This is a genomic window from Dietzia cercidiphylli (assembly GCF_014145145.1).
In the GTDB taxonomy this organism is placed as follows: domain Bacteria; phylum Actinomycetota; class Actinomycetes; order Mycobacteriales; family Mycobacteriaceae; genus Dietzia; species Dietzia natronolimnaea.
Window position 1 is genome coordinate 1 of sequence record NZ_JAALEA010000129.1, and the last position, 13617, is coordinate 13617.

Here is a 13617-nt window from a genome sequence, read left to right on the forward strand (position 1 = left end):
GATCGCGCGCCGGAGACCGGCGTCCCGCGCCGCGAGCACCGCCGGCAGCACCCCACGGACCGGGCGGACGCGACCGTCGAGCGCCAACTCACCGACCAGCAGTGTGCCCTCGAACCCCCCGGCCGGTAGCTCGCTCGACGCGGTGAGGGCCCCGATCGCGAGCGCCACGTCGAATCCCGATCCGCGCTTGGGCAGCGCCGCGGGCGACAGCGAGAGCACCACCTTCCCGGTCGGCCAGGACAGGCCCGAGTTGACCACCGCCGCCCGCATCCTCTCCCTGGACTGCATGACCGCGCCGTCACCCATCCCCACGATGCTCACCCCGGGAAGTCCGCGCCCCACATCGGCCTCGACCTCGACGAGCTGGCCACCGATCCCCGAGAGGGTCACCGCCCACGTCCGTCCGAGCGCCATCTCAGAACACGTCCTCGAACAGTTCCAGCCTCGGACGGGAGGGGTCCGCGAGATCCACTCCGATCACGTCGAAGCAGACCTGACGCCAGGGACCCGGGTTGGCCGCCAGCCACTCCCGTGCCAGCGTGCGCAGACGGCGCCGCTTGACCGCGGTCACCGATTCGGCCGGCGTCCCGAACCCGGTGCCGGTCCGCGTGCGGACCTCGACGAACCGTAACCGGCCCGCGGCGTCCAGGGCGACCAGGTCGAGCTCCCCCGTCCGGCTCCGCCAGTTCCGGCTGATCACCGCGCCCCCACGCGCCTCGATCAACCCCGCCGCATGCGCCTCCCCGATCGCCCCGGTCCGTCGGCGACCGTCACCCCCGTGCGTGCCGGTGGGCGATCCCGCCCTGTCCCCCGCCATCCCGAGCCCCTCCCCGGCGGCCCGGTCCGTCCGGGCCACCGCGGCTCACCCTGCACCACGACACCGGCCCGATCCGCTGGACGCGGATCGGGCCGGGAGCACCCTGTGGAGGCGCCGGAGGCTGTGGAGGACCAGCCGCCGGGTACTACTCCGGGAGGCGGAGTTCGGGCTTGTCGAGCTCCTCGATGTTGACGTCCTTGAAGGTCAGGACCCGCACGTACTTCACGAAACGGGCAGGCCGGTACATGTCCCACACCCAGGCGTCCGACATCCGGACGTCGAAGTAGACCTCACCGTCCGCGGACCTCGGGATCAGTTCGACCGCGTTCGCGAGATAGAAGCGCCGCTCCGTCTCGACGACGTAGGTGAACTGACCGACGATGTCGCGGTACTCGCGGTACAGCGAGAGCTCCATCTCGGTCTCGTAGTTCTCCAGATCCTCGGCGCTCATCTAGTGCTGCTCCTCGAATGCGCCTGGGCGGCGCGACGGACGTTGGCGTACGACATCCGGTGGATGTCGCTGGGACCGAGCTGCTCGATCGCCCTGGCGTGACCCGCGGTGCTGTACCCCTTGTGGGCGGCGAACCCGTAGCCCGGGTACCTCGGGTCGAGGTCCACCATAATCCGATCGCGGGTGACCTTTGCGAGGACACTCGCGGCGGCGATGGATGCGACGACCGCGTCGCCCCCGATCACCGCCGTGGACTGGCATCCGAGCCCGTCCACGGCGAACCCGTCGGTGAGGACGAAGCCGGGTGCCGGGTCGAGAGCGGCCACCGCACGACGCATCCCCTCGAGGTTGCACCGGTGCACACCCCGCTCGTCGATCCGATCGGGCTCGATCACCACCACGGACACGGCGGTCGCCCTCCGCAGCACGGCGTCGTGGAGCCGTTCCCGGGTGGGCGGGGACAACTTCTTGGAGTCGTCGAGGTCGGCGAGATCCGGGGGGAGGCGGTCACCCAGAACGCATGCCGCCACCACCAGCGGACCCGCGCACGACCCGCGTCCGGCTTCGTCGACCCCGGCGACCGGCCCGAGGCCGCGCCGTCCCAGGGCCGCCTCGAGTGCCAGCCGTCCGTCACGCCGGGTCACCCTGACCCGGCCCGGTCGGACCGGGCTCACCCCGCGTGGATGTCCGGCGAGGGGACGGACCCGATCCGGTTGAACGGGAGGATGATGGCCTGCACCTTGCCGATGACGTTCCCCCCGGGGACGGTGCCCTGGAACTCGTCGCCCATGTGGTAGCGGGAGTCGGCGGAATTGCCCCGGTTGTCACCCATCACCCAGTAGTTTCCCTCCGGGACGGTGACCGGTCCGAACGCGCAGTTGAGCGGGTTGCGTTCGAGGGCGGGATCCGCGTTGAGGTACGGCTCGTCCAGGGGCTCGCCGTCCACGAGGAGGCCACCGTCCGGCGAGCACCCGCCCACGGTCTGACCACCCACGGCGACCACGCGCTTGACCATGTCGTTCTGGTCGGGTGGGACGATGCCGATGACCCCTCCGACGTCCTGCAGGGTCCGTATCACCGGGTTGTCAGAACGGATGGACTGGTATCCCTGGTTCCAGGAATCCGGCCCCTCGAACACCACGACGTCCCCGGGCTGCGGATCGCCGAACCGGTACGAGATCTTGTCCACGAAGATCCGGTCACCCGTGCAGCCGGCACATCCGTGCAGCGTGGGCTCCATCGACTCCGACGGGATCTGGTAGACCCGCCCGACGAAGGTCTGGAAGACGAACACCAGCACCAGCGCGATCACCACCAACATGGGGATCTCGATGTACCAGGGCTGCCCCTTCTTCTCGGTGGTCCGCGCGTCGCGTCGACCCCCACCCACGCCTCGAGCCGGGTCCCCGTCTTCTCGGGGGCCCGGCTCGGAGGGGTTCTGTCCGGGTGATTCGGTGCTGCTCACCCGGACGAGCGTAGTCGATCGGCCACCGCACACGGCGGCCGAGTCCGACCCGCTCTATGCGCTCAGCGCTTCTCCTTGATCTTCGCGGCCTTGCCGCGGAGGTTGCGGAGGTAGTACAGCTTGGCGCGACGGACGTCTCCGCGGGTCAGGACGTCGATGTGGTCGATGGTGGGCGAGTGGACCGGGAAGGTGCGCTCGACGCCGACGCCGAAGGAGACCTTGCGGACGGTGAAGGTCTCCCGGACGCCACCGCCCTGGCGGCGGATCACGACACCCTTGAAGACCTGGACGCGCTCCTTGGAGCCCTCGATGACCTTGACGTGCACGTCGAGCGTGTCGCCGGGGCGGAACGCCGGAATGTCGTCGCGGAGAGACTTGTTGTCGATGAAGTCGAGAGTGTTCATTGTGTTCCTCGGATGTCAGGAATTGAGGACAGAGGACCCTGGCGCCCGCCTCCCGGCGGGACGACCGGTTCGTGCCCGGATCAGCGCGACCGTCCGCGGACGCACGGATGCGCCCGGATGATCAACCTCGCTAGTGTGCCATTCCCGGCCCGCCCGCCCCAAATCAGCCCGCGCGGGGCGTCCAGCCGACGGAGGCGAGCGTCTCCAGGTCCGCCGGACGGAGATCTGCGCCGTCGAGCAGCTCAGGTCGGCGCTGCGCGGTGCGTCGCAGTGACTCGTCTCGCCGCCACCGCGCGATCTTCGCGTGGTCGCCGCTCCTGAGCACCGCGGGAACCGGCCGTCCCCGCCACTCCTCGGGTCGGGTGTAGCTCGGCCCCTCGAGTAGCCCGTCGGAGAAGGAGTCCTCCTCGTGGCTGCGTTGGTTGCCCAGGACTCCCGGCAGGAGCCTGACGACGGCCTCCGCCATCACCAGGACCGCCACCTCTCCCCCGATGAGCACGTAGTCGCCGATGCTCACCTCTTCCACGTCCATCCGTGTGGAGGCCTCGTCGATCACCCGCTGGTCGATCCCCTCGTATCTGCCGCAGGCGAAGAGCAGGTGACCGCGACGGGCGTACCGGTGGGCGTCGTCCTGGGTGAAGGGCCGGCCGGCGGGAGTGGGCACGATGAGGAGAGACCGTTCTGCGGAGTCGTCCGCGGGCGGGGGTACCAGCTCGTCGAGAGCCTCACCCCAGACCGTCGGCCTCATGACCATGCCGGGGCCCCCACCGAACGGGGTGTCGTCGACGGACCGGTGCACGTCGTGGGCCCACGCACGGAGGTCGTGGACCTCGAGATCCAGGATTCCGCGATCGATGGCCCGCCCGGGCAGCGCCAGACGGAGCGGGGCGAGATAGTCCGGGAACGCGGTGACGACGTCGAGCCGGAGTCGCGGAGCGGGAACCGTGTCGTCGGTCCCCGTCACGAGGTCCCCAGATCGAGTAGTCCCTCCGGTGGGTCGATGACGCACGTACCGGAACCCAGGTCCACCTCGGGCACGATCCGGGTGACGAACGGCACGAGCGCGTCCGCACCGTTTGCGAGGCGCACCGCGAGCAGTTCCCCACCCGGCGTGTGGACGACCTCGGTGACCTCACCGAGTTCTGCCCCACCGGTGTCGAGGGCCCGCAGGCCCACCAGTTGGTGGTCATGGAACTCGTCCGGATCCCCGGTCTCCGGCAACGCCTCGGAGTCCACGAGCAGGAGCATCCCGCGCAACTCGTCGGCGGAGTTGCGGTCCGAGACGCCCTCCAGGCGCACGAGAAGCCGCCCGGAATGATCCCGGGCGGCTTCTACGGTGACCTCTCGGTCCGTGACGTTGTTCCCCTTGCCGGTGCGGCCCAGCAGGCGCTCGCCCACCGCGAAACGGTCACGGGGCGAGTCGGTCCGCACATCCACCACCAGCTCACCGCGGACTCCGTGGGATTTGACGACGCGGCCCACGACGAGTTCCATGGTGTCCTTCCGGTGCGGGTGGGTTCCGAGTGGGACTAGCGGTCGGTGTCGACCACGTCGACCCGCACGTCCGGCCCGCCGACGGCGGAGACGATCGTCCGGATCGCGGAGGCGGTACGGCCGCCGCGGCCGATGACGCGTCCGAGGTCCTCGGGCGACACGGTCACGCGGATCACCGTGCCGCGCCGACCGCCGCTCGACCTGACGGACACCGCGTCGGGATCCGACACGATGCCGCGGACGAGATGGTCGACGGCGTCGACGACCATGTCACTCATCGGACTCAGGCCTCGGCGTTCTCGGCGTCGGGCGACCCGGCCTCGGCGGACTCGGCCTCGGAGGCCTCGGCGGCGGCCTTCTTCGCGTCGTCCTCGGCCTTCTTCGCCTCTTCGGCCTTCTTGGCCTTCTCGGCCTTGCGCTTGGTGGTGATGGCCTCGGCGGACGGCTCGCCCTGGGCCTCCTCGAGCGCCTTGTTGAACAGCTCCAGCTTGCTGGGCTTGGGCTCGGCGACCCGGAGGGTGCCCTCGGTGCCCTCGAGGCCCTTGAACTTCTGCCAGTCGCCGGTGATCTTGAGGAGCGCCTCGACGGCCTCGGTGGGCAGGGCGCCCACGCCGAGCCAGTACTGCGCACGCTCGGAGTCGATCTGGATGAAGCTCGGCTCCTCCTTGGGGCGGTAGAGCCCGATCGTCTCGATGGCGCGTCCGTCGCGGCGGGTGCGGGCGTCGGCCACGACCACCCGGTACTGCGGGTTACGGATCTTGCCGAGGCGGGTGAGCTTGATCTTGACGGCCATGTGGCGTCTCGCTTTCTCTTGCGGGTCACGTGGCGATTCAGCGACTCCCGCACCTGTTGCGGGGCCCGGTTTCGCCTTCCGGGTGACCGCCGTTCGGCGCGGGCACCCGTTCGCGACCAGCACGACGGGACCCACCGGTGACGGCGTCCAGCGCACCAGTCTAAACGCCCCGCCACCGCTGGTACCAATCGGTGCCCGCGCGGCCGACCGGGTCAGCGCTTGGGGAACTTCAGGTCGTTCAGATCGATGCCCTCGAGTCCCGGGGGGAGCTTGTCGAGTCCGGGCGGCATCTGGGACAGATCCGGCATCCCTCCGGGGGGCATCCCCGGCATCCTCGGCATCCCCGGAGGCATCCCCGGCATCCCACCGGGCATCATTCCCCTGTTCTTGGGCTGGGTCGGCCCGCGGCCCTTGCCCTTGCCCTTCTTGCCCTTGCGCTGGTTCTTCCGGCCGGCTCCGGGCATGCCCATCTGACCCGCCATGCGGCTCATCATCTTGCGGGCCTCGAAGAACCGGTCCACCAGCTGGTTGACGTCGGTGACCGTGACACCGGAACCCTTGGCGATGCGCTGGCGGCGGGATCCGTTGATGATCTTCGGATCGGCACGCTCCTCCGGCGTCATCCCCCGGATGATCGCCTGGATACGGTCCAGGTACTTCTCGTCGATGTCGCCGACGGCCGCCTTCATCTCCTTGCCCCCGGGCAACATTCCCAGCAGGTTTCCGATGGGGCCCATCTTGCGGATCATCAGCATCTGGTCGAGGAAGTCCTCGAGCGTGAGCTCCCCCGAGCCGATCTTGGCCGCGGTCTTCTCCGCGTCCTTGGCGTCGAAGACGGTCTCGGCCTGCTCGATGAGCGAGAGCACGTCGCCCATGCCGAGGATCCGGCTCGACATGCGGTCGGGGTGGAAGACGTCGAAGTCCTCGAGCTTCTCGCCGTCGGAGGCGAACATGATCGGGGTGCCGGTGAGCTCACGGACGCTCAGCGCGGCGCCGCCACGGGCGTCGCCGTCGAGCTTGGTCAGGACGACGCCGGTGAAGCCGACCCCCTCGCGGAAGGCCTCCGCGGTCATCACCGCGTCCTGGCCGATCATCGCGTCGAGGACGAAGAAGGTCTCGTCCGGCTGGACCGCGTCACGGATGCCCCTGGCCTGGGCCATGAGCTCCTCGTCGATACCCAACCGGCCGGCGGTGTCGACGATCACGACGTCGTGCATCTTGGCACGGGCGTGCGCGAGGCCCCGCTGGGCCACGGCCACCGGCTCCTGCACGCCGACGACCTCGCCGTCTCCCCCGACGGACGTGCCGGGATGGGGTGCGAAGACCTGCACGCCCGCGCGCTCGCCGACGATCCGGAGCTGGTCGACCGCACCCGGCCGCTGCAGGTCGCACGCGACGAGGAGCGGGGTGTGACCCTGGCCCTTGAGCCAGTACGCGAGCTTTCCCGCCAGAGTGGTCTTACCCGCACCCTGCAGACCGGCGAGCATGATCACCGTCGGGGGTTGCTTGGCGAACTCGATGCGCCGCGCCTGGCCACCCAGGATCGCGGTGAGTTCGGCGTCGACGATCTTGACGACCTGCTGCGCGGGGTTGAGGGCCTCGGACACCTCGGAGCCCTTGGCCCGTTCCTTGACGCGCGAGATGAACGTGCGCACGACGGGGAGGGCGACGTCCGCCTCGAGCAGCGCCAGGCGGATCTCGCGCGCCGTCGCGTCGATGTCGGCGTCGCTGAGCCGCCCCTTTCCGCGCAGGTCCTTGAGCGCACCTGCCAGGCGATCGGACAAGGAATCGAACACGGCTACAGCTCCCTGGGTCGCGGGCCGGGGGCGTGGTGGCCCCGGCGTCGTCGACGACGACTGCTCACAGGGTATCGGCACGCCCGACGCCGGGCGTGGCGGGATCGCGCCGGGGCAGTAGGGACTCCACCTCCGTGGCCGTGCTGAGTACCGCTCCGGGGCCTGACAGGGCGAAGACGTCCTCGACCGCGGCGCCGCGGGTCCGCACCACGACCCAGTCGATCCTCGCCCCCTTGCCCAGGATCGACGCGATGACCTTGGCGAACAACCCCGGTCTGTCCTCGGCCCGCACCTCGAGCAGGATGCCGTCGGCATCCGTCCGTCGATTGACCAGGACCGAGGACCTGGCCTGGGGCGGTCCGATCAGGCGGGAGGCGTTGCGTGCGAGCGCGGCCCTCAGCGAGGCCGACACCCCGGAGTCTACCGCCCGGCGCAGGTCCTGGCGGAGGACCTTCGGGTCGACGGGGTCGCCGAAACGGGTGGACACCGTCATCCTCGCGCGTACCCCACCGGGTGGGCGCAGGTCGATCTCCGCGTCGACGATCTCCAGCCGGTGCGCGGCGAGGACCTCGGCCGTCACCGCGAGGGACTTGCCCGAGCCCGGGACCACGAGGGTGATCTCGTGATTGGTCCCCGTCCCGGCGGGGCGCAGGTCCACCACGACGTCGGGGGGGCCGTGCGGCCGGGTGGCGTCGACGGTCGGCGCCTCCACCGCGCCGGGTTGCGACCCCATCCGGTCCCGGCACGCATCGACCAGCATCGCGTGTGCCCTGGCCCTGCCCGGGGTCCAGACCGTCGGCCCTGTGGCCAGCGAATCGGCCTCGGTGAGCGTGGCGAGCACGTCGAAGGCGGTCGCGTCCCGGTCGAGCGTGGCCAGCACGGAGTCGGCCGTCGCCGGGTCCGAGGGGTCACGCCTGGTCGCGGTCACGGCCAGCAGCAGGTGGTGCCGGACGATCCGGACCAGGGTGTCGACGTCGTCGGGATCGAGCCCCATCCGTCGCACGATGGGGCCGACCATCTCGGCGCCCGTCTCGCTGTGATCGCCCTCGCGACTCTTGCCCAGGTCGTGCAGCAGCGCCGACAACAGGAGCAGATCCGCCCGCGCGACCGAGGTGGTCAGCCGGGAGGCCTCCACGGCGGTCTGGACCAGGTGACGATCGACGGTGTAGACGTGAGCCCGGTCCCTGGCGGGCAGATCCCTCACCTCCGACCACTCGGGGAGCATCCGCTCCCACAGCCCGCTCCGGTCCAGCGCCTCGACGACCGGCACCTGGCCCTCGCCGGAGCCCAGCAGGACGAGGAGGTCCGACAGCGCCTCGGCGGGCCACCGACCCTCGGGGACCGGCGAACGCTCCACCAGTACCCCGAGCGTCGAACCGGCCACGGGGAGCCCGAACCGGGCCGCCGCCGCCGCCACCCGTAGTGGGAGCCACGGGTCCTCGGTGACACGGGCGTTCCTCGCGAGTGCCACCTCACCGGCGTGCTCCACCACGCCGTCGTCCAGTGGTCTGCGGACCGGCGATCTGCGGAGCAGCCCGGTCAGACCGCGGGAGGACAGCGACGCGCACGAGCCACGGATGGCCTGATCCGCGGTGAACGCGATGGTCCGGGAGGCGTCGCTGAGCGCACGGGCGAGGTCGAAGCGATCCCCCAGCCCGAGCGCCTGTCCGACCTCGTCCCCGTACTCGGCGTGCAGCACCTCCCGGGGCCGCCCGCTCACCCGGTGGAGCTCGGTCCGCGCGTCGAGCACGAGACGGTGCGCGGTCGTCAGCCCTCCGGGGACGACCGGTCGTCCGTCGCTGAGGTGTGCCACGGCGAGCGCGGTGACCAACTGCGAATCCCGCAGACCGCCCACGCCGTTCTTCAGATCGGGTTCGCTCCGGTGCGCGATCACCCCGGACCGCTGACGCCGGGCCACCGCGGAGGCCACGAGATCGTCGAACCGGGAGGCGATCTGGTCACGCCACTGTCGCCGGGCGCCGTCGACCACGAGCGCGCCCAGGTCCGCGTCCCCGGCGATCACGCGGGCGTCCAACAGACTCAATCCCACCGAGACGTCCGCAGCCGCCACCGCGAGACACTGGTCCACGGTCCGCACACTGTGGTCCAGGCCCACGCCCGAGTCCCACAGGGGATACCACATGGCGTCGGCGAGCTCACCGACGTCGCGGTCGGGTCGTCTCTCGTGCACCAGCACCAGGTCGAGATCGGAGTACGGGAGCACCTCACGCCGGCCGAGCCCGCCGAAGGCCACCAGGGCGAACCCGGACCCCGGGCCGATCCCCGCCTCCTCCGCGAGCCGTCCGAGTTCCATCTCGTACAGCTCGCACAGTGCGTCCCGCAGGTGCGGCGCGGGGAGGTCGGCCGACGTGGCGGAGAGGATCTGCTCGCGTCCGTCCCGCAGCGCCATGGCCCGCTCACCGTCCCCCGTGAGGCTCACGTCGTCCCTCTTTCCCTCATGAGTGTGTCTCCAGACTGTCGGTGCCGTGTCACCTCGCAGCGGCCACGGTGTTTCGCTTCTGTGAACGCCCGTGCACGTGCACCGAGAGCGACGGTGAGGCACGGGGAATGACGGAGAAGCGCGGTCGGCCCCGGGTCCGGGGTCGACCGCGCCTCGTGGTGTCGTCGATCAGATCGCGGCGTCGCCCGCCTCGCCCGTGCGGACCCGGACGATGCTCTCGACGTGGGTCACCCAGACCTTCCCGTCGCCGATCTTCCCGGTTCGCGCGGCATCCACGATCAGTTGGACGACGGTGTCGGCGGTCTCGTCGTCGACGACCACCTCGACCCGGATCTTGGGGACGAAGTCCACGGCGTACTCAGCACCGCGATAGACCTCGGTGTGACCCTTCTGGCGGCCGTAACCCTGGACCTCACTGATGGTGAGACCGTGGATTCCCGCCTGTTCGAGTGCTGCCTTGACGTCGTCGAGCGTGAACGGCTTGACGATCGCGGTGACGAGCTTCATGTCAGGGGTTCCTTTCGCAGATGTCGGCTCAACGGATGAGCGCGTTGGTGGAGGCCTCGTACGCGGACTCCGCGTGCTCGGCGCCGTCGATACCGGACTGCTCGTCCGTCTCGCTGATGCGCCATCCCAGCGGGCGGCAGATCACGTAGGCGATCGCGGTCATGATGGCGGTGAAGACGAGCGCCGCCACGGCGATCACGATCTGGACCACGAGCAGCTTCCACCCGTCCGCCGAGTAGAACACGCCGGCATCGGTGTCGAAGGTGCCGGTGGCCAGGAGGCCGATGGCGATGGTGCCCCAGAGACCCGCCACGAGGTGGACGCCCACGACGTCGAGCGAGTCGTCGTAGCCGAAACGGTGCTTGAGTCCCACGGCGAGGGCACACAGGGCGCCGGACACGGCACCGAGGGCGATCGCGCCGAGGGGGTGGACCGACCCGGCGGCCGGGGTGATGGCGACCAGACCGGCGACGACACCCGAGGCGGCACCGAGGCTGGTCGGATGACCGTCCCTGATCCGCTCGGTGAGGAGCCAGCCGAGCATCGCGGCGGCCGTGGCGACGGTGGTGTTGATCCAGGCCAGGCCGGCGGCCCCGTTGGCACCGAACGCCGAACCGGCGTTGAAACCGAACCAGCCGAACCACAGCAGACCGGCACCGAGCATGACGAGCGGGAGGCTGTGGGGCCGGAACGCGGTACGCCCGAAGTCGTAGCGCTTGCCGATCAGCAGGACGAGGACCAGCGCCGCCATACCGGCGTTGATGTGGACCACCGTGCCACCGGCGAAGTCGACCGGGGCGACGGCTGCGACGAGGCCGCCCTCACCATCGTCGACGGTGCCGAAGATCATCGCCGCGAGGCTGTTCTCCGAATGCGAGAGGAGCCCGCCGCCCCAGACCATGTGGGCCATGGGGAAGTAGGCGAGCGTGACCCACACGGCGGCGAACGTCAGCCAGGTACCGAACTTCACCCGCTCGGCGATGGCTCCCGAGATGAGGGCGACCGTGATGATCGCGAAGGTGACCTGGAAGCCCACGTCGACGACCTGCGGGTAGGCGCCCGACGCTGAGGTCACCCAGTTGTCCGCGTCGCCGATCACCCCGGCGAGACCGAACATCTCGAAGGGGTTGGCGAACAGCCCGAGGACGTCCTGCTCGCCGTAGGACATCGACCAGCCCCACAGCACGTAGACGATCCCGACGACCCCCATCGCGCTGAACGACATCATCATCATGTTGAGCACTGACTTCTGGCGGGACATCCCGCCGTAGAACATCGCCAGTGCGGGCGTCATGAGCAGGACCAGGGATGCCGCCATGAGCATCCAGGCCGTGTCTCCCGCATCGATCTCCGTCGTCGCCTCCTGGGCGAGCAACAAGACACTGTCACCTCTCACGGTGAGGTCCTCCTCGTCTCCATGGTGAGCGTTTGTCACTCACTCTCGGTTCAGAAGAATTCCTTTCCGCTGTTTCGGTCGATGCGCGGGCGTGTTTCCGGTCTGTAACGTGGCCGGCCCTGTGGTTCCGATCGTGTGTCCTGGGTACTCGCGCGTCCTAGGTCCCGAGCAGGGCGTCCACGAAGGCGTCCGCCGTGAAGGGCGCCAGATCGTCGGCTCCCTCGCCCAGTCCGACGAGCTTGACCGGGACCCCGAGTTCGTGTTGGACCTGGAAGACGATGCCGCCCTTGGCGGTGCCGTCGAGTTTGGTCAACACCACGCCGGTGATGTCGACGACCTCCTTGAACACGCGCGCCTGCATGAGACCGTTCTGCCCTGTCGTCGCGTCGATCACCAGCAGCACCTCGTCGACCGGGGTCTTCTTCTCCACGACCCGCTTGACCTTTCCGAGCTCGTCCATGAGCCCGGTCTTGGTGTGGAGGCGGCCGGCGGTGTCCACCAGGACGGCGTCCACCCCGGTCTCGACACCCCGGGCGACCGCGTCGAACGCCACCGACGCGGGATCGGCGCCCTCCTTGCCGCGCACGACCTCCGCTCCCACCCGTTCGGCCCAGGTCTGGAGCTGGTCGGCGGCCGCGGCGCGGAAGGTGTCGGCGGCTCCGAGGAGGATGTGGCGTCCGTCGGCCACCAGGACGCGGGCGAGTTTGCCGGTGGTGGTGGTCTTGCCGGTGCCGTTCACCCCGACGACCAGGATCACGGCGGGTGTGCCGTCGTTCGGCAGCGCACGCAGCGAGCGGTCGTACTCGGGATGGAGGTTGTCCACGAGGGCCTGCCGCAGCAGTTCCCGGACCTCGGCCTCGGTGCGGATCTGCCGGGTCGCGATGTCCTCGCGCAGGCGGTCGACGACGCGCTGGGTGACGGTGGTGCCCAGGTCCGCCATGATCAGGGTGTCCTCGATCTCCTCCCATGCGTCCTCGTCGAGATCACCTGCGCCGAGGAGCCCGAGCAGCCCCTGTCCCACGGCGCCCTGCGAGCGCGCCAGTCGACCGCGGAGGCGGTCCAGGCGTCCCTCGGACGGGTCGATCCGCTCGACCGGGGCCACCGGGGAGGGGACCCCGGTGATCAGCTCGGTCGTGGGGACCGGGACCTCCTCGTCCGGGACCTCCGGCGGTACCACCACCGGCTCGACGGGCGCGGGTTCCACGACGACCGTGTCGTCGCTCGGGCCGGATCGGGTGTCCGGCTCGGGCACGACCGGCGTCTCGACCGGCCGGGACGTCTCGCGGGGCAGGGGTTCCCGCGGGGGTGCCGCGGTGGCGGTCCCGCCCGCCTCGGTGAACGAGAAGCCCGTCCCCGCCTGGTAGTTGCCGGAGCGTTCCTCACGGGTGAGTTCCCTGCGCTCCTCCGGCCTGCTCAGCGAGATCTGTCGCTTCTTGCGCAGCTGCAGGCCCACGACCAGCGCGAGCACGGCGAGCAACAGGACGGCGACGACGGCGATGATGATCCAGGTGGTGTTCACGGTGCCCAGTATGGACGACGACCCCCGTCCTCATCCCGGCCCCGGGCGGCGTGGGCGGACCTAGACTGGCGCGCGTTCCCGTAAGGAGGTGTCCGCGCGTGACCGAGGTCGCTGCCCCGCACGTCCCGGTCAGGGCCCGGAGGCCTCACCTCCGGCGTACCCCTGTGTTGCCCACCTGGGCCGCGAAGACGGTCATGGCCGTGACGGGCCTGGTCTTCACCTCGTTCGTCGTGGTGCACATGATCGGCAACCTCAAGGTGTTCGGCGGTGCGTCCGGTTTCGACGACTACGCCCGGTGGTTGCGGACGCTGCTCTATCCCCTGGTGCCGCACGAGGGGGTGCTGTGGGCCCTGCGGGTGGTGCTGGTGCTGAGCCTGGTGGCACACATCTGGTGCTCGGTGGTGCTCGCGCGACGGTCCCGGGCGTCGGCGGGTCCTCGTCGTCGTCGCACCGGTCTGACCGCCGGTTCCTTCGGCGCGCGATCCATGATGCTGACCGGCGTGGTGATGCTGCT

16 protein-coding genes are annotated in these 13617 nt (G+C 70.1%); 1 reads left to right on the forward strand and 15 read right to left on the reverse strand.

What is annotated here, in order from left to right; all coding sequences use genetic code 11:
- The 15 genes from G6028_RS05370 to ftsY all read right to left on the reverse strand — a co-directional run.
- Nucleotides 1-414, reverse strand: a 414-nt coding sequence (locus tag G6028_RS05370) for a magnesium chelatase domain-containing protein (protein WP_277817574.1), incomplete at its 3' end; no start/stop codon positions are given.
- A 1-nt stretch (nucleotide 415) separates the two neighbouring features.
- Nucleotides 416-856: a YraN family protein gene (locus tag G6028_RS05375; RefSeq protein ID WP_375544390.1), complete on the reverse strand. Its 441-nt coding sequence runs from the start codon at nucleotides 854-856 to the stop codon at nucleotides 416-418.
- Between the two features lie 106 nt (nucleotides 857-962).
- The gene (locus G6028_RS05380) at nucleotides 963-1268 is read right to left on the reverse strand and encodes a DUF2469 domain-containing protein (protein WP_007632861.1); all 306 of its coding nucleotides are present in this window, start codon (nucleotides 1266-1268) and stop codon (nucleotides 963-965) included.
- Nucleotides 1265-1942: a ribonuclease HII gene (locus tag G6028_RS05385; protein ID WP_182610317.1), complete on the reverse strand. Its 678-nt coding sequence runs from the start codon at nucleotides 1940-1942 to the stop codon at nucleotides 1265-1267. The genes G6028_RS05380 and G6028_RS05385 overlap by 4 nt, the downstream gene beginning before the upstream one ends.
- On the reverse strand, nucleotides 1939-2733 hold the full coding sequence (gene lepB / locus G6028_RS05390; protein ID WP_182610318.1) for a signal peptidase I: 795 nt from the start codon (nucleotides 2731-2733) through the stop codon (nucleotides 1939-1941). Before lepB ends, G6028_RS05385 begins: the two co-directional genes overlap by 4 nt.
- A gap of 62 nt (nucleotides 2734-2795) precedes the next feature.
- Entirely contained in the window at nucleotides 2796-3137 is a 342-nt protein-coding gene (rplS, locus tag G6028_RS05395) for a 50S ribosomal protein L19 (RefSeq protein WP_017836979.1), read from the reverse strand.
- 163 nt (nucleotides 3138-3300) lie between these two features.
- Entirely contained in the window at nucleotides 3301-4101 is an 801-nt protein-coding gene (gene trmD, locus G6028_RS05400; RefSeq protein ID WP_179525469.1) for a tRNA (guanosine(37)-N1)-methyltransferase TrmD, read from the reverse strand.
- Nucleotides 4098-4631, reverse strand: a complete 534-nt coding sequence (gene rimM / locus G6028_RS05405; RefSeq protein WP_182639168.1) for a ribosome maturation factor RimM — start codon at nucleotides 4629-4631, stop codon at nucleotides 4098-4100. Before rimM ends, trmD begins: the two co-directional genes overlap by 4 nt.
- 35 nt (nucleotides 4632-4666) lie before the next feature.
- On the reverse strand, nucleotides 4667-4909 hold the full coding sequence (locus G6028_RS05410) for an RNA-binding protein (RefSeq protein ID WP_179525471.1): 243 nt from the start codon (nucleotides 4907-4909) through the stop codon (nucleotides 4667-4669).
- Nucleotides 4910-4914: 5 nt separating this feature from the next.
- Nucleotides 4915-5424, reverse strand: coding sequence for a 30S ribosomal protein S16 (rpsP, locus tag G6028_RS05415; protein ID WP_182639169.1), 510 nt, complete (start codon nucleotides 5422-5424; stop codon nucleotides 4915-4917).
- 212 nt (nucleotides 5425-5636) lie between these two features.
- On the reverse strand, nucleotides 5637-7220 hold the full coding sequence (gene ffh / locus G6028_RS05420) for a signal recognition particle protein (protein WP_182658264.1): 1584 nt from the start codon (nucleotides 7218-7220) through the stop codon (nucleotides 5637-5639).
- Between the two features lie 64 nt (nucleotides 7221-7284).
- Entirely contained in the window at nucleotides 7285-9660 is a 2376-nt protein-coding gene (locus G6028_RS05425) for a [protein-PII] uridylyltransferase (RefSeq protein ID WP_182658265.1), read from the reverse strand.
- Between the two features lie 189 nt (nucleotides 9661-9849).
- Nucleotides 9850-10188, reverse strand: a complete 339-nt coding sequence (locus tag G6028_RS05430) for a P-II family nitrogen regulator (protein ID WP_182610323.1) — start codon at nucleotides 10186-10188, stop codon at nucleotides 9850-9852.
- Nucleotides 10189-10216: 28 nt separating this feature from the next.
- Nucleotides 10217-11512 carry an ammonium transporter gene (locus G6028_RS05435; RefSeq protein ID WP_182610326.1) on the reverse strand — a complete coding sequence of 432 codons (1296 nt, stop codon included), beginning with the start codon at nucleotides 11510-11512 and terminating at the stop codon, nucleotides 10217-10219.
- A 229-nt stretch (nucleotides 11513-11741) separates the two neighbouring features.
- Complete coding sequence (gene ftsY / locus G6028_RS05440) at nucleotides 11742-13112, reverse strand: signal recognition particle-docking protein FtsY (protein WP_194306847.1); 1371 nt, start codon at nucleotides 13110-13112, stop codon at nucleotides 11742-11744.
- 89 nt (nucleotides 13113-13201) lie between these two features.
- Here ftsY and G6028_RS05445 point away from each other — a divergent pair.
- A partial coding sequence (locus G6028_RS05445) for a succinate dehydrogenase/fumarate reductase transmembrane subunit (protein ID WP_479682420.1) occupies nucleotides 13202-13617 on the forward strand: 416 nt, incomplete at its 3' end.